This is a genomic window from Microcystis aeruginosa LEGE 91341 (genome assembly GCF_015206885.1).
Taxonomy (GTDB): Bacteria; Cyanobacteriota; Cyanobacteriia; order Cyanobacteriales; family Microcystaceae; genus Microcystis; species Microcystis aeruginosa_H.
Genome location: NZ_JADEXY010000067.1, coordinates 1 through 22,560, shown reverse-complemented (window position 1 = coordinate 22,560; position 22,560 = coordinate 1). Strand labels below are relative to the sequence as shown.

Annotated in this window: 21 protein-coding genes; 13 read left to right on the top strand and 8 right to left on the bottom strand. The window is 42.3% G+C overall.

From position 1 onward, the window contains the following. Window positions 1-27: 27 nt before the first annotated feature. From gatC to lepB, 5 genes are all read left to right on the top strand, one after another. The gene (gene gatC, locus IQ234_RS11855) at window positions 28-324 is read left to right on the top strand and encodes an Asp-tRNA(Asn)/Glu-tRNA(Gln) amidotransferase subunit GatC (RefSeq protein ID WP_193957238.1); all 297 of its coding nucleotides are present in this window, start codon (window positions 28-30) and stop codon (window positions 322-324) included. Window positions 325-450: 126 nt separating this feature from the next. Next, complete coding sequence (locus IQ234_RS11850) at window positions 451-852, top strand: phosphomannose isomerase type II C-terminal cupin domain (RefSeq protein WP_002738428.1); 402 nt, start codon at window positions 451-453, stop codon at window positions 850-852. A 694-nt stretch (window positions 853-1,546) separates the two neighbouring features. Continuing rightward, on the top strand, window positions 1,547-1,918 hold the full coding sequence (locus tag IQ234_RS11845) for a hypothetical protein (RefSeq protein ID WP_002739421.1): 372 nt from the start codon (window positions 1,547-1,549) through the stop codon (window positions 1,916-1,918). 482 nt (window positions 1,919-2,400) lie between these two features. Then, window positions 2,401-3,234 carry a nucleoside triphosphate pyrophosphohydrolase gene (mazG, locus tag IQ234_RS11840; RefSeq protein WP_193957237.1) on the top strand — a complete coding sequence of 278 codons (834 nt, stop codon included), beginning with the start codon at window positions 2,401-2,403 and terminating at the stop codon, window positions 3,232-3,234. Continuing rightward, window positions 3,234-3,809, top strand: a complete 576-nt coding sequence (gene lepB / locus IQ234_RS11835; protein ID WP_193957236.1) for a signal peptidase I — start codon at window positions 3,234-3,236, stop codon at window positions 3,807-3,809. The genes mazG and lepB overlap by 1 nt, the downstream gene beginning before the upstream one ends. A gap of 9 nt (window positions 3,810-3,818) precedes the next feature. On the opposite strand, the gene IQ234_RS11830 is transcribed toward lepB, so the two are convergent. Next, window positions 3,819-4,307: a universal stress protein gene (locus tag IQ234_RS11830; protein WP_193957235.1), complete on the bottom strand. Its 489-nt coding sequence runs from the start codon at window positions 4,305-4,307 to the stop codon at window positions 3,819-3,821. A gap of 132 nt (window positions 4,308-4,439) precedes the next feature. On the opposite strand from IQ234_RS11830, the gene IQ234_RS11825 reads away from it, so the two are divergent. Beyond that, on the top strand, window positions 4,440-4,733 hold the full coding sequence (locus IQ234_RS11825) for a hypothetical protein (RefSeq protein ID WP_228008488.1): 294 nt from the start codon (window positions 4,440-4,442) through the stop codon (window positions 4,731-4,733). Between the two features lie 55 nt (window positions 4,734-4,788). Next, the gene (gene pheA, locus IQ234_RS11820) at window positions 4,789-5,643 is read left to right on the top strand and encodes a prephenate dehydratase (protein WP_193957234.1); all 855 of its coding nucleotides are present in this window, start codon (window positions 4,789-4,791) and stop codon (window positions 5,641-5,643) included. Between the two features lie 41 nt (window positions 5,644-5,684). On the opposite strand, the gene IQ234_RS11815 is transcribed toward pheA, so the two are convergent. Beyond that, window positions 5,685-7,616, bottom strand: a complete 1,932-nt coding sequence (locus tag IQ234_RS11815; RefSeq protein WP_193957233.1) for an ATP-binding protein — start codon at window positions 7,614-7,616, stop codon at window positions 5,685-5,687. 91 nt (window positions 7,617-7,707) lie between these two features. Between IQ234_RS11815 and IQ234_RS11810 the strand changes: the two genes are divergently transcribed. Both IQ234_RS11810 and IQ234_RS11805 read left to right on the top strand, forming a co-directional pair. After that, on the top strand, window positions 7,708-8,388 hold the full coding sequence (locus IQ234_RS11810; RefSeq protein WP_193957232.1) for a RibD family protein: 681 nt from the start codon (window positions 7,708-7,710) through the stop codon (window positions 8,386-8,388). A gap of 36 nt (window positions 8,389-8,424) precedes the next feature. Continuing rightward, a complete protein-coding gene (locus tag IQ234_RS11805; RefSeq protein ID WP_193957231.1) occupies window positions 8,425-9,615 on the top strand; it encodes a GNAT family N-acetyltransferase in 1,191 nt (396 codons plus the stop codon). Between the two features lie 30 nt (window positions 9,616-9,645). On the opposite strand, the gene IQ234_RS11800 is transcribed toward IQ234_RS11805, so the two are convergent. Beyond that, on the bottom strand, window positions 9,646-10,230 hold the full coding sequence (locus tag IQ234_RS11800) for a tRNA-(ms[2]io[6]A)-hydroxylase (protein WP_110578491.1): 585 nt from the start codon (window positions 10,228-10,230) through the stop codon (window positions 9,646-9,648). Between the two features lie 146 nt (window positions 10,231-10,376). Here IQ234_RS11800 and metH point away from each other — a divergent pair, with 146 nt between their 5' ends. The 4 genes from metH to IQ234_RS11780 all read left to right on the top strand — a co-directional run bounded on the left by metH (window position 10,377) and on the right by IQ234_RS11780 (window position 17,085). Beyond that, on the top strand, window positions 10,377-13,940 hold the full coding sequence (gene metH, locus IQ234_RS11795) for a methionine synthase (RefSeq protein WP_193957230.1): 3,564 nt from the start codon (window positions 10,377-10,379) through the stop codon (window positions 13,938-13,940). A gap of 247 nt (window positions 13,941-14,187) precedes the next feature. Then, window positions 14,188-14,790, top strand: coding sequence for a J domain-containing protein (locus IQ234_RS21810; protein ID WP_193957229.1), 603 nt, complete (start codon window positions 14,188-14,190; stop codon window positions 14,788-14,790). Between the two features lie 2 nt (window positions 14,791-14,792). Continuing rightward, window positions 14,793-15,794 carry a hypothetical protein gene (locus IQ234_RS11785; RefSeq protein WP_193957228.1) on the top strand — a complete coding sequence of 334 codons (1,002 nt, stop codon included), beginning with the start codon at window positions 14,793-14,795 and terminating at the stop codon, window positions 15,792-15,794. 232 nt (window positions 15,795-16,026) lie between these two features. Further along, window positions 16,027-17,085 carry a D-alanine--D-alanine ligase family protein gene (locus tag IQ234_RS11780; protein WP_193957227.1) on the top strand — a complete coding sequence of 353 codons (1,059 nt, stop codon included), beginning with the start codon at window positions 16,027-16,029 and terminating at the stop codon, window positions 17,083-17,085. Window positions 17,086-17,227: 142 nt separating this feature from the next. On the opposite strand, the gene IQ234_RS11775 is transcribed toward IQ234_RS11780, so the two are convergent. The 5 genes from IQ234_RS11775 to IQ234_RS11755 form a co-directional block, all read right to left on the bottom strand. Beyond that, window positions 17,228-17,971, bottom strand: a complete 744-nt coding sequence (locus tag IQ234_RS11775) for a Uma2 family endonuclease (RefSeq protein ID WP_193957226.1) — start codon at window positions 17,969-17,971, stop codon at window positions 17,228-17,230. A gap of 66 nt (window positions 17,972-18,037) precedes the next feature. Continuing rightward, complete coding sequence (ribBA, locus tag IQ234_RS11770; protein WP_193957225.1) at window positions 18,038-19,714, bottom strand: bifunctional 3,4-dihydroxy-2-butanone-4-phosphate synthase/GTP cyclohydrolase II; 1,677 nt, start codon at window positions 19,712-19,714, stop codon at window positions 18,038-18,040. 137 nt (window positions 19,715-19,851) lie between these two features. Continuing rightward, window positions 19,852-20,730 carry a phycobilisome linker polypeptide gene (locus IQ234_RS11765; RefSeq protein WP_002771745.1) on the bottom strand — a complete coding sequence of 293 codons (879 nt, stop codon included), beginning with the start codon at window positions 20,728-20,730 and terminating at the stop codon, window positions 19,852-19,854. Window positions 20,731-20,965: 235 nt separating this feature from the next. Next, window positions 20,966-21,454: a phycocyanin subunit alpha gene (cpcA, locus tag IQ234_RS11760; protein WP_002780314.1), complete on the bottom strand. Its 489-nt coding sequence runs from the start codon at window positions 21,452-21,454 to the stop codon at window positions 20,966-20,968. A gap of 66 nt (window positions 21,455-21,520) precedes the next feature. Continuing rightward, window positions 21,521-22,039, bottom strand: a complete 519-nt coding sequence (locus IQ234_RS11755) for a phycocyanin subunit beta (RefSeq protein WP_193957224.1) — start codon at window positions 22,037-22,039, stop codon at window positions 21,521-21,523. Window positions 22,040-22,560 lie beyond the last annotated feature (521 nt).

Below are 22,560 nucleotides of genomic sequence, written 5' to 3'. Positions count from 1 at the left end.
CCCCACACCCCACACCCCATTTCTCCCATGATCGATCGAGCAACAGTTGAAAAAATCGCCCATTTAGCCCGTTTAGAAATCACCACCGCTGAAGAAGAACAATTTGCGGGGCAATTAAGCGGGATACTGGATTATTTCGAGCAGTTAAGCGAATTAGACACGGAAAATGTGCTCCCCACCACGCGAGCGATCGAAATTCAAAATATCACTCGCGCTGATAGTAATAGACTTTATCCCAATCACGAGGTCTTAGTGCAGGAATCGCCGGCTCCAGAAGGGGATTATTTCCGGGTTCCCCGTATTCTCAACAGCGACGAAGAGTGAATCAGTGATCAGTGATTAGATGTGAGTTTTCAGTTTACTGTTTACTGATCACTGATTTAGATGCCATCTAGGGTTTTTGCTGCTATCTTGGACTAAGATCAGACCTAGCAATGGAGACATAATATAATGATCGCAGCCCAAGATGTGGCACCATTTCAGCTTATTTCGAGCGTAGAATCGGCAGCAACGGAATTTAGGCCCTGGGGTTCCTTCACCACCCTAGAGGAGGGTCCTGGTTATAAAATCAAGCGGATTGAAGTGAATCCGGGTCATCGTCTCAGTTTACAGATGCACTACCATCGCAGTGAACACTGGATTGTCGTTTCGGGGACGGCAAAAGTCACCTGTGGAGATAACGAGGAAATTCTCGGTGCTAATCAGTCCACCTATGTGCCGCAGTGTACCGCTCACCGTCTGGAAAATCCCGGGGTAATCAAATTGGTATTAATTGAAGTGCAGAATGGGGAATATTTAGGAGAGGATGATATAGTGCGTTTTCAGGATGATTATGCTCGTCATCAGAGCTAAGACCGTGTTTAGGGAGACAGAAGGGCAAGAAACTATATTTTCGCTCCAAAAACCTGTTTAGATCAGTCTGCCTGACTGTCTTCCCTGCTGTCAAGGCTTGTCAAGTTCTAGAAAAATTTTCTTTTCGGGCCGGGTAGCGGTTTTCCTCATGGGCAGAAAAATAAACTTCCCCTAGACCCTGTGTGGGAAGCTTGAGGAAAGCTGGGCTAGGGGAAATAATTTATTCCTTTGCTGGATTAACTCTAGCATATAACTCTGATTTGTCAGGACTATAACAGCCAGATGTCAATTCTGTGACAAATGCGAGTTTTCAGTTTACTGATTACTGGTGACTGATTACTGGTTACTGTCGTCCACCTATTTTCTGAGAATTCTAGAAGTAATTGTAAATATTTGTTACAAGGAGACGCGGAAAAATCTGAGGACAGGGAGACAAGAAAGGATTATCGACGGGGATCAAGGATTTCAGTAGGAAACTGGATTGGGGATCAAGGAAAACCGATTGTAAAGTTTTCGACACCTCTGTCCGATTTTTGTAATAGTTCGATACACATAACATAGATGATCGGCGATGATTGTAAATTTATATTGCGAATAGCTCATTTTCTTCGGTGTTTTTCCTATACTGGTCTTCATCAACTTTGAGCCGACGTGCAGAAAAGTTAGACCACCAAGTTTGTAAGAGGTCAGGAAGATGCAATTAACCGCAAGAAATAACTGGGGACACGTTTCTTTAGCAATGCTAAAAAGCTTTCTTCTCTGGAGTTTCGTCCTCACTGTCTGTTTATTAGTAGTGGGATTTCCTTTAGTAGTATTGATGATGACAGTGGGGGCATTGTCTGCGATTATCTTACAGTCAGTTTTACCGGTTAGTTCCGTGCTTTTAGTGGCGGGAATGATTATTGGTATTAACATTTTGGCTATCCTAATTAGTGCCGCTTTGTTAGCAGCAAAAGGTGTTCATCCCCATGAAGTTAGCTGGCTGCACTGGTTACACGGTGAGGTAAAAACCTCTCATCAAGCTGTTTATGCTTCTTGTCCCCTAACTTGCGGGATGATTCATTAAATCTGATTTTCTTACAGCGGAATTGCTTCCCTTTTTTCTATTTAGATTTATTTAAGTTTTCAACTGCCTTATCGGTTGATTATACACACTCCAAGCTAATGCAACCCGGTTTCCCCGGGTTTTTTCATCGTTATTGAGCTAAAGCAGTTATCTAAATGGTGAGGTACAAAGTTTTCGTTTTGGGGAGTCGGTCTTCAATCAAATTAGGTTAAACTTCATCTATTATGAGAAAGGCTATAACTGAATATTAGAAGATAGGGAGATGAGAGCTTTTTTGCTGTGATCGATAAGTACCTAAGCAAAATTAGTTACACATTTCGATAAAGCTTTTGCCTTTTGCATGAGTGCCTCTTGCCTATCTTCACTAGGAAATTTATTTTGCAAGACTACTTAAACAGTAATCAGTTAACTGAAAACTCAAATCTGATCACTGATAACTGATAACTAACTGGTATAATGGGCGAGAAAACCGGAAAAAATCGATGTCTAGCCTTCCAGAAACCGACAATCCCAGTTACAAGGCCATCTTAGAGGCATTAAACCATTTAATCAGCGTTGTTGCCCGTTTACGAGATCCAGAAAGCGGCTGTCCTTGGGATTTAGCGCAAACCCCGGAAACCCTGATTCCCTACGTTATCGAAGAAGCTTATGAGGTGGTAGCAGCGATTAAAAGTGGTGATAAAACTGCCATTGCCGAGGAATTAGGCGATTTACTGCTACAGGTGGTTTTACAAGCCCAAATTGCCAGCGATGAGGGTAATTTTAGCCTAGAAGAAGTGGCTAGAGGCATCACTGATAAATTAATTCGTCGTCATCCCCACGTTTTCGGAGAGCTATCCCTAGAAAATCCCGAACAGGTGCGTCAAAATTGGGAGAAAATCAAAGCTGAGGAAAAAAATGACCCGACTATTAGCGGCAAATTAACCCGTTATGCCCAAACTTTACCACCCTTGGTCGGGGCGATGAAAATTTCTCGGCAAGCAGCGCGAGTCGGTTTTGAGTGGGAAAATATCGCGGGAGTCTGGGAAAAATTTGGCGAAGAGTTGGCAGAATGGCAAGAGTCCCTAGAATCGGACGATAAAGAGCATCAACAGGCCGAATTAGGCGATTTACTCTTTACTATTGTCAATCTTGCTCGCTGGTATGATTTAGACCCCAGTATCGCTTTACAAGAGACTAATCTGCGTTTTATTCAACGTTTTTCCCTAGTGGAATCTGTGGCAGAAAAGCCTCTCCATGACTATACACTAGAGGAATTAACAGTTTTCTGGCAGCAAGCGAAAGCTAAGTTAAACCAACCATCATCTGGGCAATAATGCAAGAGCAAGAAATTAATAAGGACAAATCCAAGAGTTTTTGGGCTTCTATTCGAGAAAATCTGCAAATTATCACTATAGCTTTAGTTTTAGCCCTACTGATTCGCACTTTTGTGGCTGAACCTCGTTTTATCCCCTCGGATTCTATGTTACCCACTTTAGAACAGGGCGATCGCTTAGTGGTGGAAAAACTTTCCTACGATTTCCATCCTCCTCGACGGGGGGACATCGTCGTCTTTGAACCGCCGGCACAATTACAATTACAGGGATATCAAAAGGATCAAGCTTTTATTAAAAGAGTGATTGCCACCGCAGGGGATGTGATTGCTGTCAAGGAGGGCAAAATTTATCTGAATAATCAACCCTTGGCAGAGGATTATATTCTCGAACCGCCTCAATATAATTTAATGCCTTTGCTCGTGCCGGAAAATAACTTATTTGTCATGGGAGATAATCGCAATAATAGCAATGACTCCCATATCTGGGGGTTTTTACCGGAAAATAACGTGATTGGTAGGGCGGTTTTTCGCTTTTTTCCTTTTAATCGTTTGGGGATTTTAGGGGGGAATCGCTAACAGGAATTTTTAGTCCTGAGGATGTTGAACAATTAAGACGGAACAGGGGGCATGATGGAGAACATAATTACTCACACTACCTAAGAATAACTCTCCTAGGCCCGATCGCCCACGCCGACCGATGACAATTAAATCAATATTTTCCTCTTGCGCCACTTTACAGATAGTTTTGGCTGCATGACCGTAAATTTGCCGGTATTCTCCCTTTACACCCATTTCTCCCGCTTGATTAGCTCTTTTTTGCAACATAGCCACCCCTTTCTGCTCGAATTCTTCCCATTGTTGCCGCCAAAAATCGAGAGTCAGATCATTGCCCTGGGCGGGGTAAATATCGGCTAAGTTGGGTGGAATCGGTAAAGGGCTATAATCTTCTTCAGGGGAAAGGACGTGCAGTAGTAGAAGGTTAGCTTCGTACTTACTAGCTAAGGATACAGCCTCCTTAAAAACACTGTCTCCCATCTCTGATAAATCTACTGCTATCAAGATTTTTTGATACATTTTTCAGCCTCTGCAACCATGTCTTATTTAACGGAATCCGACGCTATTAGGAATGCGATCGATCACTTTTGTCATTTTCCCATTCTTTGGCTAGATACGGAAGTGGCCGATTAAAATAGCAAGACTCCCCGTTTGTCTCTGATTCAAATTCTGGCTAATTCCACGGACTTAACCGGGGAGCGGGTGACAATTTTGGATGTTCTCGATCAACCGGACCTTACTGACTATTTTATCACTAAAATCCTGTTGGTTGACTGGATAGAAAAGGTTTTTCACAATGCTAGTTATGATTGTAAATTTTTGGGCGGTAAAAGCAAAGTTAAAAAAATTACCTGTACCCTAGAGTTAGCTAAAAAGGTTCCCTACTATATGGCTACTTTACCCAATTATCAACTGAAAACTGTGGTTGAATTAGGTTATACTTGATATTTATGAGAAAGGCTGTAATAGCTAGAAAAAATTGCTTGCGGGGATAATTTCAATGACTGTAAAGATCGCTTATCTGGGGCCAGTGGGAACCTATTCAGAAACAGCCGCTTTAGCCTATGCTAACAGTTTACCACCCCAGCCTCATCAATTAATACCCTATCCTAGCATTGCCCTGGCCCTGCGATCTGTTGTCCAAAATCAGGCCGATTTAGCAGTGGTCCCGGTGGAAAATTCCACCGAAGGAAGTGTGGTAATGACTCTTGATGCTTTATGGCAATTACCTGGGTTACAGATTCAACAAGAATTAGTTTTACCGATTTCCCATGCACTTCTATCTCCTCGACAATCGCTAACAGAAATTACCACCGTTTACTCCCATCCCCAAGCTTTAGCTCAATGTCAAAAATGGCTAGAAAATAATTTACCTACTGTGCCAATTATTCCTACCAATTCTACCACAGAAGCGATTCAAATTCTCGATCGAGAGGCTAATTCGGCCGCTATTGCTTCCCCCCGGGCAGCAAAACTCTATCATGTACCAATATTAATAAAACCAATTAATGATTATCCCGATAATTGTACCCGTTTTTGGGTAATGGCTTTAACTTCCCATCCCCAAGGGGAGCGAATGTCCCTCGCTTTTCAAGTTTTAGATCAACCCGGTGCTTTAGTCAAACCTTTAGAAGTTTTTGCCAAACGTCAGCTTAATTTATCTCGGATTGAATCGCGACCAACTAAACGATCTTTAGGGGAATACATATTTTTTATTGATCTAGAAATTAATCTGGATCAACAGCATTTAATCGCAGAAACTTTAGAAGAATTAACAAATTATACCGATGCGATCAAGGTTTTTGGTGCTTATCAGGTGGTTAATTTACCTGTAGAAAGTTTAGAGGAACTATAAACTAAGTTGCCCAGAAATTACAGTAGTTAAATAGAGATATTTTAGTTTTTAAGAGAGGGAGAGGGAAGAATCGGCAAAGATGAGTTTTCCTCTGGGGTAAAATCAAGCTTTCTTTCCCCCACCAGAGGAAGAATAATTTCCACAGTTGTTCCTAAACCTTGACCTTGACTAGAGATAGTAATATCTCCCCCCATCATTTTCATCAAATTCTTAGAAATAGCTAATCCTAAACCCGTACCGCTAAATTTTCTCGTTGTGGAACCATCAATCATCACAAAAGGACGGAATAATTTTGATTGTTGCTGGGGGTCTATACCGATTCCTGTATCGATTATAGTAATAATAGCCTGTGGATATTCTAAGTGAGTTATCAAAGAAATTTTGCCTGTATCAGTAAATTTAATTGAGTTAGAAATAACATTTAAAATTACCTGTTTTAATTTAGTGGGATCAGCATAGACTATCAGATTTTCTGGACACAAAATTCGATTGAATTTTAAGTGCTTACGTTCCAGCGAAGCTGTTTGTAAATTAATAACTTCATTGATAATCTGATGTAAATCTACTGGTTCAGGATTAACAGAAAGTTTGCCCGCTTCTATTTTAGCAATACTGAGAATATCATCAATAATTTCCAACAGATGTACGGCTGCCTTATCCGCTTGTTGCAGATATTCTTTTTCCTCCTGCTCACTGTTACAAAATCCATCCATAACGCAACGAATTGAGCCAATAATACCATTAAGAGGGGTGCGTAATTCGTGGGAAGTATTGGCCAAAAATTGGTTTTTTAATTGATTAGCATTTTCCGCTTCTTGCCGACTCTTAACTATTTCCTCTCCCCAAAGACGTAACCTTTCGAGCATTTCCTCTAGGGACGAGGCTAACTGATTAATTTCTCGAATATTAAAATTTTGTGGTGTAATCTTTTGGGAAGGAATTTTCTGAATATTTAAGGCATAATCTCGCAGTTTTTCTAAAGGTATAGCTAAATCCCTAGCAATAAGTACAATAGCTACTAAATAAGCTAATAATAAACCAGAAATCAGATAAAAAATTGCCTCCCAAATTTGTTGTAGAGGAGCGAGAGATTGGGAGAGGGAACTAATGGCTAAAACTATCCATTTTTGGGATGATTCTCCCGTAACTGGACTGGGGAGGGAACTGTAACCAGCGACTAATTCTTTGCCATATTTCTCGAAAGAAAATAAATGGAGAAATCTCTGCTGACCTCTGACAGCATTATCGATGATCAGATTGAGACGTTCCGCATCAGCTTCTTGACTGATATGGCTACCAATGCGATCAAAATAGGGATGAGCAAGAATAATGCCATTTTCAGAAATAACCACGGGATAACCGGATAAAGAACCGGGTAAAACCTTCTCCCGGTAAAGTAGAGAAGTTTGCAGAATCAGACTAGATTGTAATTGTCCTTGATTATCGTAGATGGGAACAGCAAAAACTAATTCTAATTGACGATTATTATTCGGAGATTTGGTTAAAAGTTGTCGAGGTAAACCTCTCACTAAAATATTTTCGATGTTTCCAGCAAAGCTAGTCTGTTTTTTTGTCCATCTTTCTAGAGGCAAAACCTTGATAGTTTCTGGTTCACAGGCTCGATTTAATAAAGTTTTCTTGGTTTTAATATCAATTAATTCTAGACAGTTAATCTGATTAGGAAGCTGCGCCGTGAATTCTTGTAAAAAAGTTTCTTTTTCGGCTAAGGTTCCCTGTTTTAAAACCAGACTTTCCCCCGCAGTGATTAGATTGGCCCGCAAAAGTTGAATTGATTGCTCAATATTATCTGCTTTTCTGATGGCACTTTCGGTGAGATTTTGACGGGCCGTTTCCAAAAAAGCCGATCGCGCCTTACGATAGGTGACATAAACTCCCATCAGTAGTACAGGTACACTGACTAGGAGTAAGCGAGAGAGCAGAATACGACGAAAGGAGGATTGACCGATAGACATAGGCAGAAATCGGTTTGATTCTTGCTATCAAACTCCAGACTATACTAGCGTATTCACCAATCTGACCCGGTGATATCCCTCATCATTTGCCATGAATCATCCTCACACCACCGTTATTTTAGCCATGAGTGCCGATGGTAAAATTGCCGACGCTTACCAGTCAGCGGCCAGATTTGCCTCTGCTACCGATAAAATGCGTCTAGAACAACATTTATCGCGCATGGATGCCGCTTTATTCGGTGCTAACACCCTGCGTGCTTATCACACCAGTCTTCCTATCCGTCATGGCGATTTTCTCGCATACCGTCAACAACGGGGATTATCTCCGCAGCCGATACAGATCGTTTGTTCTCATTCAGGCCAGCTTGATCCCCGGATGAAATTTTTTCAGCAGCCTTTCCCACGCTGGTTAATCACGGCAGCGGAAAAAGTGGCGGCATGGGAAAATCGGGGTTTATTTGAGCTTGTCTTAGTCTGCGGTGATTGGAAGGCTATTTTTAGTCAATTTACCGCCCTAGGTATCAAAAAACTGGCGATTCTGGGAGGAGGTGAATTAATTGCCTCTCTTTTAGCTGAAGATTTAATCGATGAAATCTATCTAACCATTTGTCCGTTGCTGTTAGGAGGCAATAAAGCGGCAACTCCCCTAGGAGGAACTGGATTTCTGGCTGATTCTGCCAGAAAATTACAACTTTTGAGCGTGGAAACCGTGGAAGCAGAAATTTTCCTACATTATTCCCTTGAACGAGATTCCCACAAATCTCAAAACTAGATTACCTTAAATAAAAAGGTTGACTTATCTTGTCCCATGGTAGAACAGCTTAAACCTCAATATTCTGTCGCTTGGATTGATAAAATGAGTGAGATTCCCCAACAAAAATGGGATGCTCTCGCTCAACCCCTAACTACTCCCTTTCTAGAGTGGCAATGGTTACATAATATCGAAACTTCTGGCAGTGCCACGGGACGCACGGGGTGGCAACCTGCTCATCTAACCGTTTGGCGCGGTACTGAGTTAATTGCCGCCGCTCCTTTGTATATTAAAAGTCATAGTTACGGTGAATTTGTCTTTGACCACCAATGGGCGGATCTTTCCCATCGTTTGGGGATTAGATACTATCCGAAACTGTTAGGAATGACCCCTTTTACTCCGGCGGTGGGTTATCGTTTTTTAATTGCTCCGGGGGAAAATGAACTGGAGATTACTGCTTTAATGATAGCGGCGATTGATCATTTTTGCGATCAAAATAATCTGTCGGGTTGTCATTTTCTTTTTGTGGATCCCCAATGGCGAATTTTAATGGAAAATTTTGGCTTTACTCCCTGGTTGCACCATAGTTATATCTGGAATAACAAAGGTTTCCAAAGTTTTGAAGATTATCTGACGGTTTTTAATGCTAATCAACGCCGCAACATTAAACGGGAACGGAAAGCGGTTACTAATGCGGGGTTAATTATTAAAACTCTAGCTGCCGAAGAAATTCCCCATCATTTATTCCCGTTAATTTATCGGTTTTATAGCAGTACCTGTGATAAATTTTACTGGGGAAGTAAATATCTGACACAGAAATTTTTTGAACAATTATATCCGAATTATCGTCAGCGAGTGGTTTTGATTACTGCCTACCAGAATGAAAAGGATACCAAACCGGTGGGTTTATCTTTTTGTATTCGCAAAGATACTAATCTTTATGGTCGTTACTGGGGCAGTTTTCAAGAATATGACTGTTTACATTTTGAAGCTTGTTACTATCAACCGATCGATTGGGCAATTAGTCAAAATATTACCATGTTTGACCCCGGTGCGGGAGGACAACATAAAAAAAGACGGGGGTTTCCCGCTACTGCTAATCATAGTTTACACCGTTTTTATCATGGCAAAATGACTCAAATTCTCCGCAATTATATCCAAGAAATTAATCAAATGGAACAGGAAGAAATCGAGGCAATCAATCAAGATTTACCCTTTTCTAAGAGAGAAATTGAGTTGAACGAGTAATTTAGATAGGGTTTGTCCCTATTAGTGCAATCAACTATGAATACGAGGTTCCGGGTGCAGATTGGCTAAAATCTCACTTTCGATCGCCGCTAGGGTTTCTAAACGTTGCTCGATCACTGTCCGTTCAAAATAATCCGCTGCTAATAGCCAATAAATACCATAATGACGGGCTTCGGAAGCCATTAAACCGCGATAAAATTGAGCTAATTGAGGATCGGGACAATATTCTCCCAATAAACCCAATCTTTCGTGGGAACGCGCCTCAATTAAAGCTGATATTAACAGAGAGTCCAAAAGGCGATCGGGTTCTTGGTGGCGAATCTGCGCCTTTAATTTAGCACCATAAGGGGGAGAATTTAAGGGAGCGAGGGGAATTCCCCATTTATCTAACCATTGATTGACCTGTTCAAAATGTTCTAATTCCTCTTGTGCGATCGCTGTCAATTTCCGCACCAGGGAAGCGTAGGAAGGATAACGAAACATGAGATTTAAGGCTACTCCTGCCGCTTTTCGCTCACAATGGGAATGATCGAGTAGAATAATCTCTAAATTATTAATTGCCTGTTCTATCCAATCCTTAGAGGTGGCAGTGACCAATAAATTAATCTTTCCCATCGTCGCTGATTCCAATTTGCTGCATCTTTTACCCTAACCGAAAAAGTCGAACAATACCAGTCAAAAACTAAGTACACGGCTTCTGTGATAGCCTAGATGATCGATGAAGCATAAACTTTCAAAACACTATAGTAGTCAATCTCTCTATGAATAGCCCCTTTCTTGACTATCTCAACGGTCCCAAGCATCCCGTCCTCGTCTTTGATGGAGCGATGGGAACTTCCCTACAAAGCCAAAATCTGACGGCTGAGGACTTTGGTGGGGCAGAATACGAAGGTTGTAACGAGTATCTTGTCCATACGAAACCTAGCGCCGTAGCGAAAGTCCACGAAGCCTTTTTAGCCGTGGGTGCGGATGTGATTGAAACCGACACCTTCGGGGGAACCTCGATAGTTTTAGCCGAGTACGATTTAGCCGATCAAGCCTATTATCTCAACAAAAGTGCCGCCGAACTGGCCAAAGCTTGCGCTAATAAATACTCTACTCCCGAAAAACCCCGTTTTGTGGCGGGTTCCATGGGGCCGGGGACAAAACTGCCCACTTTGGGTCATATTGACTTTGATACGCTCAAAAATGCCTATGTGGAACAGGTAGAGGGTCTGTATGATGGCGGGGCAGATTTATTATTAGTAGAAACCTGTCAGGATGTCCTGCAAATTAAAGCGGCTTTAAATGCTATTGAAGAAGTATTTCAGAAAAAAGGTCAACGATTGCCCCTGATGGTTTCGGTGACGATGGAAACCATGGGAACGATGTTAGTAGGAACGGAAATTAACGCCGTTGTCTCTATTTTACAACCCTATAAAATTGATATTTTGGGACTTAACTGCGCCACTGGTCCCGATTTAATGAAACCCCATATTAAATATCTCTCGGAAAATTCCCCTTTTATTGTTTCTTGTATTCCTAATGCTGGTTTACCGGAAAATGTCGGCGGTCAAGCGCATTATCGCCTCACTCCCCTAGAATTAAAAATGGCTTTAATGCACTTTATTGAAGATTTGGGAGTACAAATTATCGGCGGTTGTTGTGGTACTCGTCCCGACCATATTCAAGCTTTAGCGGAACTAAGTCAGGGTTTAACTCCGAAATCTCGTCATTATCATTATGAACCCTCCGCCGCTTCTATCTACAGTACCCAACCCTATATTCAAGATAATTCTTTTCTGATTGTCGGGGAAAAATTAAACGCCAGTGGTTCTAAAAAATGTCGGGAACTGCTCAATGCTGAAGACTGGGATAGTTTAGTATCGATGGCGAAAGCGCAGGTAAAAGAAGGAGCGCATATTCTCGATGTCAACGTCGATTATGTGGGCCGGGATGGGGTGCGCGATATGCACCAATTAGCCTCTCGTTTAGTTAATAATGTCACCCTACCTTTAATGTTAGATTCCACCGAATGGGAAAAAATGGAAGCGGGGTTAAAAGTAGCGGGGGGTAAATGTATCCTCAACTCTACTAACTACGAAGACGGGGAACCGCGTTTTTATCAAGTCTTGGATTTAGCGAAAAAATACGGCGCGGGGGTAGTAATTGGAACCATTGATGAAGAAGGAATGGGACGCACTGCCGAGAAAAAATTCCAGATAGCTAAACGGGCCTATTATGGGGCGATAGAATACGGAATTCCCCCCTACGAAATCTTTTTTGATCCTCTAGCTTTACCGATTTCTACTGGTATCGAAGAAGACCGAGAAAATGGCAAGGCTACTATCGAAGCAATGCGTCGAATTCGCCAAGAACTGCCCGAATGTCACATTCTTTTAGGTGTGTCTAATATCTCTTTTGGGTTGAATCCAGCAGCGCGTCAGGTATTAAATTCCGTCTTCCTTCACGAAGCGATGCAGGTGGGGATGGATGGCGCAATTGTCAGCGCCAATAAGATTCTTCCTTTGGCAAAAATTGAACCAGAATATCAGCAAATTTGTCGGGATTTAATCTATGATAATCGTCGTTTTGAGGGCGATATATGTGTCTATGATCCCCTGACCAAATTAACCGAATTATTTGCGGGTAAAACTACTAAAAAAGACCCCTCTACTAATGCTAATTTACCCGTGGAGGAACGCTTAAAACAGCATATTATTGATGGGGAAAGATTGGGACTGGAAGAGGCTTTAAAGCAAGCTTTACAGGACTATCCACCCCTAGATATTATTAATATCTTTCTCCTGGATGGGATGAAGGTGGTGGGTGAGTTATTTGGTTCGGGACAAATGCAGTTACCTTTTGTTCTCCAATCGGCCCAAACTATGAAAGCGGCCGTTGCTTTTTTAGAACCCTTTATGGAGAAAAAAGAGGGGGATAATAATGCCAAAGGGACTTTTATTATCGCAACAGTTAAAGGGGATGTTCACGATATTGGTAAAAACTTAGTTGATATTATCTTGACCAATAACGGCTATAGGGTGATTAATTTGGGCATTAAACAACCTGTAGAAAATATCATCGAAGCCTACCAAGAACATAAGGCCGATTGTATCGCCATGAGCGGTTTATTGGTGAAATCGACGGCTTTTATGAAGGAAAATCTAGAGGTTTTTAACGAAAAAGGAATCACCGTTCCCGTTATCCTTGGCGGGGCAGCTTTAACTCCCAAATTTGTCCATGATGACTGTCAAAAAACCTACAAGGGACAGGTTATCTATGGTAAAGATGCCTTCTCTGACCTGCATTTTATGGATAAATTAATGCCCGCTAAAGCTGGCGGTCAATGGGATGATAGTCAAGGCTTTTTAGGGAAGTTTGCCGAGGCAGAAAAAACCCTGGTTGTTGCCGAAGAATTAAAGGTTAATCCCGATACTATTTTTACCGATGGCAGCATCAACCAAGAATTAGTTATTGATACCCGTCGGTCCGAAGCGGTGGCAGTTGATATTCCCCGACCAACACCGCCCTTCTGGGGTACTAAAATATTAACAGCAGCAGAAATTCCCATCGAGGAGGTTTTCTGGTATTTAGATCTACAAGCTTTATTTGTCGGTCAATGGCAATTCCGCAAACCCAAAAGCCAATCGAAGCAAGAATACGACCAGTTTTTACAGGAAAAAGTTCATCCAATTCTAGCAGCATGGAAAGAGAAAATTGTCAAGGAAAATTTACTCAACCCTACATTAATTTATGGTTATTTTCCCTGTCAGTCGTCCGGTAATTCCCTGTTAATTTACGATCCCGAATCGATACAAGCAGGCGAAAAACCCGAAAATCTGCAACCGATCGCCATTTTTGAGTTTCCGCGCCAGAAATCTGGTCGTCGTCTCTGTATTGCTGACTTTTTCGCCCCGCAGGAATCCGGTATCATCGACGTTTTCCCGATGCAAGCGGTGACAGTGGGGGAAATCGCCACAGAATACGCTAAATCTCTCTTTGATGCCAACGAATATACCGAATACCTCTATTATCACGGTATGGCTGTGCAAACCGCCGAAGCCATGGCCGAATGGACCCATACCCGCATCCGTCGCGAGTTAGGTTTCGCAGAGTTCGATCCCGATAATATCCGCGATATACTGCAACAGCGTTACCAGGGTTCTCGCTATAGTTTCGGCTATCCCGCTTGTCCCAATATTCAGGACCAATACAAGCAATTAAATCTGTTAGGATGCGATCGCATTGGGATGTATATGGACGAAAGCGAACAATTGTACCCAGAACAATCCACCACCGCCATTATCACCTATCACCCCACCGCTAAATACTTTAGTACCTAATCAGTGACCAGTTATCAGTGACCAGTTATCAGTGATCAGATTTGAGTTTTCATTGCAATTATCGACTTAAATCTATAATATCCCAGCAATTTTTTTATGATTAACCACTGGACAAAGTGGACACAGCAGTGTCATTAATTTAGGATAGGAAGTTTTCGGGAGTCAGTCGTCGGTCGTTCATACCAAATTAGCCTACACCTCATCTTGATAGGAAAGGCTATATTTTTTGCAGCTTCTTAGGGAAATTATGACCACTAATCCTCTTAACTCGCTCATTTTAGAGCAGATTAGTCATATCTGTGAGCAATACTCGATCGAAAGTCGTATTCTCGAAGATTTTGCCGATTTTGTCATCAAAAACCACCGTAAAAAGTCTCCTAAACCATCGTTAACTAAATCAAAAACTACAGCCACCACCACCACAGGCCCAAAAGTTAAACCTTTAACTCTAACGCAACTTAAACAGGCAGTTTATGCCTATTTTGAGGTTAGCAATACCACAGAATTAAAAAAATCGAGTATGTTTCAAATGGCTACTAGAGCCTTTGATAACATCAATTTATCTCAGCGAGAAAGTTGGGAGGTTATCTACAGGAAATATATCGGTATTCTTCCCGAAGAAGATTACGAACAGGGGAAAGATTGTATCAACGGTATCAATATTTTTAAATATTTTCGTCCCTATCGTGTTTTCGATCTTGATCCAAATACTGCCAGCAAGGAAGACATTAAAAATGCCTATTATCGTCTTTCTAAGATCTATCATCCCGATAACCAAGAAACAGGAAACTCTCACATCTTTGATCGTTTGACTGTGATGTATAAGTCTATCACCACGGAGATAAAATAATTATGCCTCGCAAAAAAGAAATTTTTACTATCAGAGAAGCTGAACTAATTCAATGGCTTTCCATTTCTCATAAGAGATTGGATGAAATCGTTAGCTTTTTTGATGCTGATCCTAATGATGATTGGGATTTAGTTGAGGGTGACGATTATCAATTTGTCAATAAGGAGAAGAAACTCCGTAACTTTTCCCCTAAAGGTGCTTTTAAAATTGCTTCCTATATCGAGAAGAATGAAAAGCGAGGAATTTTCTACAAATTTAAAGAATTTTTTACTAAGCACGATCAAAAAATTCGTCGCTCTTTGGCACGAAAATTAATTTTTGCTGAACTCATTGACTCTGGCGAAATTCAAGTTTATCAAGGAGTGGCTATGATTCATAAACAGAGTTTACGGCGAATTTTAGAAACTAATGGAGCCAAGCTAAATAAAACCGTGAATCATCTTCAGCAAAGAACTGATAAACCTCTAGAATTAGGAGTAGATTTTTACGAAGATGAAAAAAGAGAGTTTTGGTTCTCTGAAAGTGGAATAGTGATGATTTCTAAATCCATGAGTGAAACTTTGACGAATAAATCGCGCCAAGAAATGTGTAAAACGATTGCAATGGAGTTTCCTCTTGCCTTTAAAGAAATTCAGGAACATCTAGATGACGATACCAAACAAAAAATCGAGATTGAAAAGGCTAAAAAACGAGCTAAAACTAGAGATAAAAACACTTGTCAGGTGACAGGGCAAAAACCGGATAAAGATGTAAAATTTAATCTCGCTGTCCATCATCTTTACTCTGTCCAGAAATATCCCCATCTAGCGACATTAGATCTGAATTTGGTGACTATTAAAGAAGAAATTCACCAAGAATTCCACGGTAATTTAGGGGGATTTCATCAACCTTGTACCATCGAGGATTTTATCGAATTCTTGCACGTTTACTATCCCGAACATCATGGTAATTTAGCCTTAAAACTTCAGAAAAATAAGAAAAAACTGGAAAAATTAGCTAAATAATCATTCAATTTCGGGGGGTGAATAGCTTCAAGGTGATTATCGATTTTTTTAGGGAAAGAACGACCAAATTTCATCCCGGTCGATAATTAATTTATCTTGAGGTTTTGCTAAAACCCCGATCTGACGAGGAACAGCTGCATCTAAATCATTGGCAACTATTGTCAACTCCGCCCATAGTATATATGATAGTTGAACTCTAATTTAGGATCTAGCTGGGTCTAGAGAGGATAATATGGATAAGATCAAGGTAGGATTGTTGTTTGGTGGTCGATCGGGAGAACACGAGGTATCTATCAATTCGGCTCGATCGATCCTGCAAGCTTTTAATTACCCCGAAAATCTTGACAAATACGCGGTTATCCCCTTCTATATCGATAAAAATGGCTGTTGGCATTCGGCAGCAACTGCTAGACAAATTTTAACCTCTGGGCAACCCCTAGCTATTGAGAGTGATATAAAAGTCAATATCTGGCAATTTCCCCCGGAAGTGAGGGAAATCGAGGTTTGGTTTCCAATTCTCCACGGACCGAATGGAGAAGATGGCACTTTGCAAGGATTACTCACTCTCATGCGGGTTGCTTTTGTGGGTAGTGGGGTACTGGGTTCATGCTTGGGAATGGATAAAATTGCCATGAAAACTGCTTTTGCAGCCGCTGGATTACCCCAAGTTAAGTATAAGGCCATAACCCGCTCGCAAGTGTGGTCAAATCCCTGTATTTTTCCGCAATTGTGCGATCAAATCGCCGAGGAAATAGGCTATCCTTGTTTTATTAAACCGGCTAATTTAGGTTCTTCGGTGGGTATTAGTAAAGCACGCAACCGGCAAGAATTAGAGGCTGCTTTAGATAGTGCTGCTAGTTATGATCGACGGATTATTGTTGAAGCAGGAGTAACCGCAAGGGAGATCGAATGTGCGGTTTTAGGTAATGATAATCCCCAAGCTTCTCTGGTGGGAGAAATTACTTTTGATAGTGATTTTTATGACTACGAAACTAAATATACTGACGGGCGATCGAGTATGGTGATTCCCGCTAATATTCCCGATAAAATTGCTAATCAAGTGCGAGAAATGGCTGTAGAAGCATTTAAAGCTGTGGATGCTGCGGGATTGTCGCGGGTGGATTTTTTCTATGTAGAAAATACTGGGGAAGTGTTGATCAATGAAATTAATACTCTGCCGGGGTTTACTAACTTTAGTATGTATCCCCAACTCTGGAAAGCCACCGGTTTAGAGTTTGATAAATTGGTCGATAAGTTGGTACAATTAGCCTTAGAAAGACAGGAAAAATAAGGTTAAATTACCAACATTTCTAGGATAGGAATTACCTATTAAATAGAAGATAAATTTTGTCTTTGATCCCCCCTTAATCCCCCCTTAATAAGGGGGGAAACTGACAATCTTTAACACCTAACTACTTAGAGATATTGATCAATCAGATAGTTTCGGGATCAATGCCCAATTCTCGTAATTTTTGGGCTAATTTTTCCTTCTCTAAGATAGCTTGTTCTTTTTCAAGGATAGCCTGTTCCTTCGCTTGTCGTTCCTGTTCCTTTTCTAAAAGAATCTGTTCCTTTGCTTGTCTTTGCTCTAATTCAGCTTCTTGGGGAGTGGGAACCAATTGACCATCAACGGTAAAATAACGCAGTTTACGGTCAAAAATGCCTAAATATAGTTCTAATTGTTCACTCCATAAATAGCCGTTTTCATTAGCAGGAATAGCCTGATATTGTCCCGCAATTAGTCTAAATCCTTGCAGTTCTAAGGTATTAGGATCGAACCAAAAATAATTAGGAGTGCGAAAGGTATTTTGATAGAGAATTTTCTTTTTATTGCGGTCAATATTGGCCGTAGAATCGGAAAGAATCTCCACGATTACATTGGGATATTTACCCCCTTCTCCCCAAACTACCCAACTTTTGCGGGGACGTTTTTCTGTATCTAAAACCACAAAAAAATCAGGACCACAAAAATCACGTTTTTTCAGTTGTTCTTCGTTATAGTAGATAGTCAGATTACCAGAAGCATAGTAATCGTTTTTCTCTTGCCATAATAATTCTAGACAACTGAGAAGAATTATGATCTGTTGCAGATGTAAATCACTTTCCAAGGGTGGTTCATCACTCCATAAATCGGTGGGGGGACAGGTAACTTCCGGTAAAATGTCGAGAGTTGTCATAGTTTTTCCCCTTTATACTAGCTTTGTTTAATTATAACTGTTACGATCTTTTCTGGTCATAGAAAACTAACTTTTGGCTGAATCACGAGTAAAACTGTAGATAATTTGGGTAGCTAATTGTGGTAATTGTGAGAAATCTTCATCGGACATTTTTTGACGATTGAGTTTTATTTGTAATCCCGTCATCGAATCATCTCCGTCGGAAATTAAAAATTCTAAGCGTTCAATTTCCGACCAATCTTTAACGTCATTTAATATCTTGTCAATAACCAAAAGGTAAGGATGGGAAGGATTTTTATACCAATTACTGCTGACACCCTGACGAATATCTAAACCTAAATGTACGATCAAAGGGGCGCGATTAAAAAGGGCATTGGCTACCGGTCGGGTTTCTTCTTGGAGAGATAATTGATTAGCGCGACTTAACTGCCGTAATTTCTCTAATTGATGATATCTTTGCGAAATTGATGGCGGATTTTCCCCCCAACTGAGAGCGATGGTGACTAGATAGGTTTGTAAGAATAGATGTCCTAACTTTTCCGCTTTTGTGGCCAGATAATTGGAATTATAATCATTAGCCTCGATCAGCAAAGGTACTCGCTCGACTATTTCCAAACCGTAGCCTTTTAATCCGGCAATTTTACGCGGATTATTGGTAATTAAACGAATATTTCTCACCCCCAAATCGTTAAGCATTTGCGCTCCCATGCCGTAATCGCGCAAATCGGCGGGAAATCCTAACCTTTCGTTGGCTTCCACCGTATCTAGCCCTATATCCTGTAAAGAATAGGCTTTTAGCTTATTAATTAAGCCAATTCCCCGGCCTTCCTGTCGCAGGTAAACCACCACCCCTAAACCGTTGTTTTCAATCATTTTTAAGGCACTTTGCAACTGTTGCCGACAATCGCAACGCAAGGATCCCAAAGCATCCCCGGTCAGACATTCTGAGTGCATTCGTACCATTACAGGTTGATCACCAAAGAGAGCGGGATCGCCTTTCACAATCGCAATATGTTCGGTTTGATCTAATAAATTTCGGTAGGCATAAAGCTGAAACGTGCCGAATTGACTGGGAAAATCACACACCGTTTCCCGATGGACAAAGCGATCGTGTTTTAAACGATAACTGATCAGATCGGCAATGCTAATTAACTTTAAATTATGTTGACGAGCGTATTCAAATAGTTGCGGTAAACGGGCCATGGAACCATCGGGATTTTGGATCTCACAGATAACTCCCGCTGGATACAACCCGGCTAATCGAGCCAGATCCACAGCTGCCTCCGTATGACCGGCGCGTTTTAAGACTCCACCGGCTTTAGCACGAATCGGGAAGACATGACCGGGACGGGTGAGATCGTCGGGACGAGTGACCGGATTAATGGCAACTTGTACGGTTTTCGCCCGATCTTCTGCCGAAATGCCAGTTTTAACTCCTAAATGGGGAGCAGCATCGATGCTAACAGTAAAAGCGGTTTGATTGCTATCGGTGTTTTTTGTCACCATCAAGGGTAATTCGAGAGCATCAAGACGCTCTCCCGTCATTGCCAGACAGATTAAACCGCGAGCTTGCACTGCCATGAAGTTAATCATATCGGGGGTGGCAAATTGGGCCGCACAGATTAGATCTCCTTCATTTTCGCGATTCTCATCATCAACTACTACAATAGCCCGTCCGGCTTTGATTTCCGCTAAGGCAGTATCGATAGAGTCAAAAGCGCTCGAAGTGACAGTCACAGGCATTAAAACGATAGAACTATTTTCATTCTACAGGTTTGCTCGATCTGCTGAGGTTCAATTTCTGTCAGTTCCCTAGAAAGAAGTCTCCCGGTGAACCTGACGGCTGCCCGGGAGACTTTTAGTTATCTTAAGCTAGAAAATTAGTTCAAACTAGCGGGGGTGATGCTGGCAACTTTGCCACCGAGACGGTTGATCTGTTGCAGGGTGTTATTTAACTGTTCAAAGGGGACGATAACCGCTTTGCTACTGCGACGGACACGGGGATAACCCGGTTTGCTAATAGCGGCAATTTCCACGCGATAGAGCTTACCCACATCACCATAGGCCACACTACCACCCAGAGCTTTACTGGGGGTGTTGCGTTGAGCAGAGGGACGATAGGCCCAACCATCGCTGCCACCGGAGGGACCGACCACTGCCGAAGCACCGTTTTGGGCTAATTCCACCGCTAAACGGGAGGTTTTGCCGGCAATCTGAGAGCGATCGCTGTTGGCATAACCGCGATAGAGTTGGAACATCCGGGTAAATCCCACGGTTTTCTGACCGGGTTGGGTGGCAAAACCGCGATAGTAGGGAACGATGCTATCGCCGAAGTTTTCAGTATATTCGGCGGAATCGATGTAGGAGTCGATATCGGCCTCGAATCCTTTGTTTTCATAGAGATCGAGGTGATAGACCACTTCCGACTCATCGTAGGGAGCGCGACCTAAAAGATGTTTGATATTAAGTTCGATGACGCGGGTTTGGAAGTTACCGTAGAAGAATTTGTTCTTATACAGTTCCGATTTGGCCACGGCGCGGACGAATTCCCGCACGGTGATCGAACCGTTGCAGAGTAAGGATTCGGCACTGGTAAGGCGCTCGGAACGCATGATATAGTCATTGCCTAGCACCTGACGATAGACGGCGCGAATAACCGCCTGTGCGTCATCACGGGACCAATCGGGACGTAATTCCACGGGAGCAACCTCGCTAAAAGCGGTTGTCCCTAAACGAGAAGCTGAGGTAGTAATTGCCACTAAAGTTCTCCTACAAAAAAATGATCATTTTCTGACCGCTCAAAACTAGGGGAGGATCAGTTCGATTACCTGGCCGCCTTGACGGTTGATTTCTGGCTCGGTCGGGTTCAAATCCCAGTCTTTCGGCCGCCTTCAAGCTAGTTATGGATATAACAAGGTCTGGAAGAACAGGTGATTGCTAACCCTTTTGCTAACAACCTCCTGTCTTTCCAGACCAGCAGTTTTTTCGATTGGACTAGCTGAGAGCGTTGATAGCGTAGTCGATATAGGAGTTGGCTTCTACCGCAGGGTCGCCACTTAAACCATGGTTGGCTTTGATATATTTGAGAGCTTCGATGTACCAGCTAGGAGACAGGTCGAAGGTGCGGTTGATTTCGTCGATACCAGCGATGAGGTACTCGTCCATCGGACCGGTTCCACCAGCAACTAAGCAGTAGGTCACCATGCGGAGGTAGTAACCGATGTCACGAGCGCATTTGTCTTTACCGCGTTGGTCCGCCGCAAAGTTATTCCCCTGCATTTGGGTGGTGTAGGGGTACTTGTTGTACACGGCTTGAGCAGCGCCAGAGATCAAAGAACTGGCTTTTTCGGTCAACGCTTTAGCGGCGGTGAGGCTAGCAGAAGCTTGACGAAAACGACCGAAAGCTACTTGGATTTCGGTGCTGCTTAAGAAACGGCCTTGAGAATCAGCGGCTGCTACGGCTTCGGTAAGGGGGGTTTTCATTGTTTGGTATCTCCCAATAATCTTGCAATAAGTTTCCTACGGTTTAATTAAGACTAGCCCTGGGGACTAGGCGACAGCAGCGGCGGCGCGGTCGAAGTAGCTGGCAATTTCAGACATTAAAGCACTGCAATCGCCGAGGGTGACACCGTTGCGATCGTTAGCGATGGACAAAGCAGCTTCTTTCATTTTGCTTACGCCAGCAGCTACGGAAGCTCCTGGTACTCCTAAAGCTACATAGGTTTCGCGAAGACCATTTAAGCAACGATCATCGAGAACACTGCCGTCGCCAGAGAAGGTAGCGTAGGTAACATAACGCAAGATGATTTCCATGTCGCGTAGGCAAGCGGCCATACGACGGCTGGTGTAGGCATTACCACCGGGGGTGATCAGTTGGGGCTGTTCAGCGAACAGGCTACGAGCGGCGTTGGCAACGATGGTGGAAGCGTTACTGGTGATCCGGTTAACAGCGTCCATCCGTTTGTTGCTGTCGGCAACCATGGCGCTGAGAGCGTCTAGTTGCGAAGAGCTTAAATATTCGCCACGAGCATCAGCTTGGGATACTACCCGGGTGAATGCGTCAAACATTGTGACAATCTCCTAAATTTAAATGGGCTTTGCTTGCAATTAAAAGGTTTTCCCTCTTAAGGGATTTCACGGTGTGTCTGGACGAGCCTTGACCGCGATTGTTGCGATTTACTTTAAGAAACCTGAAAAAACTTCATGGCTCTCTCATAAATCACCTAGGGAGGTTAAACAAGTATCCAGCTTAACTTTTGTCTGTTATCTTGGCCCCTCAAGTTAAATTTATACACTGCTGTCGAAACTTTGTTTGTTACATATTATTAAGTTTTTTGCTGTCTTTTTGTAACGGCCACTTAACAATAACTCGATCGAGTTGGTCATCAATTCCTGACATGGCTCAAAGCCTCTCACTGTCGGGAAATCAGAGACAGCAAGGCTTTAAGGGTATAAAGGGCAGCAAGATAAAAATTTTAAGTTTTTTTTAATATTTCTCAGCTTTCCCTTCCCCTATTGCCGAAGGATCGTCCTTTCCAGCCCTCAAATACGATGAAGTTTTGTAAAGAGGGGTGTGGGGTGTGGGGAGG

What these genes read in the sequence shown, in the direction of transcription:
- gatC (WP_193957238.1), top strand. Translation starts at nt 28, where the DNA reads ATGATCGATCGAGCAACAGTTGAAAAAATCGCCCATTTAGCCCGTTTA.
- IQ234_RS11850 (WP_002738428.1), top strand. Translation starts at nt 451, where the DNA reads ATGATCGCAGCCCAAGATGTGGCACCATTTCAGCTTATTTCGAGCGTA.
- IQ234_RS11845 (WP_002739421.1), top strand. Translation starts at nt 1,547, where the DNA reads ATGCAATTAACCGCAAGAAATAACTGGGGACACGTTTCTTTAGCAATG.
- mazG (WP_193957237.1), top strand. Translation starts at nt 2,401, where the DNA reads ATGTCTAGCCTTCCAGAAACCGACAATCCCAGTTACAAGGCCATCTTA.
- lepB (WP_193957236.1), top strand. Translation starts at nt 3,234, where the DNA reads ATGCAAGAGCAAGAAATTAATAAGGACAAATCCAAGAGTTTTTGGGCT.
- IQ234_RS11830 (WP_193957235.1), bottom strand. Translation starts at nt 4,307, where the DNA reads ATGTATCAAAAAATCTTGATAGCAGTAGATTTATCAGAGATGGGAGAC.
- pheA (WP_193957234.1), top strand. Translation starts at nt 4,789, where the DNA reads ATGACTGTAAAGATCGCTTATCTGGGGCCAGTGGGAACCTATTCAGAA.
- IQ234_RS11815 (WP_193957233.1), bottom strand. Translation starts at nt 7,616, where the DNA reads ATGTCTATCGGTCAATCCTCCTTTCGTCGTATTCTGCTCTCTCGCTTA.
- IQ234_RS11810 (WP_193957232.1), top strand. Translation starts at nt 7,708, where the DNA reads ATGAATCATCCTCACACCACCGTTATTTTAGCCATGAGTGCCGATGGT.
- IQ234_RS11805 (WP_193957231.1), top strand. Translation starts at nt 8,425, where the DNA reads ATGGTAGAACAGCTTAAACCTCAATATTCTGTCGCTTGGATTGATAAA.
- IQ234_RS11800 (WP_110578491.1), bottom strand. Translation starts at nt 10,230, where the DNA reads ATGGGAAAGATTAATTTATTGGTCACTGCCACCTCTAAGGATTGGATA.
- metH (WP_193957230.1), top strand. Translation starts at nt 10,377, where the DNA reads ATGAATAGCCCCTTTCTTGACTATCTCAACGGTCCCAAGCATCCCGTC.
- IQ234_RS21810 (WP_193957229.1), top strand. Translation starts at nt 14,188, where the DNA reads ATGACCACTAATCCTCTTAACTCGCTCATTTTAGAGCAGATTAGTCAT.
- IQ234_RS11785 (WP_193957228.1), top strand. Translation starts at nt 14,793, where the DNA reads ATGCCTCGCAAAAAAGAAATTTTTACTATCAGAGAAGCTGAACTAATT.
- IQ234_RS11780 (WP_193957227.1), top strand. Translation starts at nt 16,027, where the DNA reads ATGGATAAGATCAAGGTAGGATTGTTGTTTGGTGGTCGATCGGGAGAA.
- IQ234_RS11775 (WP_193957226.1), bottom strand. Translation starts at nt 17,971, where the DNA reads ATGACAACTCTCGACATTTTACCGGAAGTTACCTGTCCCCCCACCGAT.
- ribBA (WP_193957225.1), bottom strand. Translation starts at nt 19,714, where the DNA reads ATGCCTGTGACTGTCACTTCGAGCGCTTTTGACTCTATCGATACTGCC.
- cpcA (WP_002780314.1), bottom strand. Translation starts at nt 21,454, where the DNA reads ATGAAAACCCCCCTTACCGAAGCCGTAGCAGCCGCTGATTCTCAAGGC.
- IQ234_RS11755 (WP_193957224.1), bottom strand. Translation starts at nt 22,039, where the DNA reads ATGTTTGACGCATTCACCCGGGTAGTATCCCAAGCTGATGCTCGTGGC.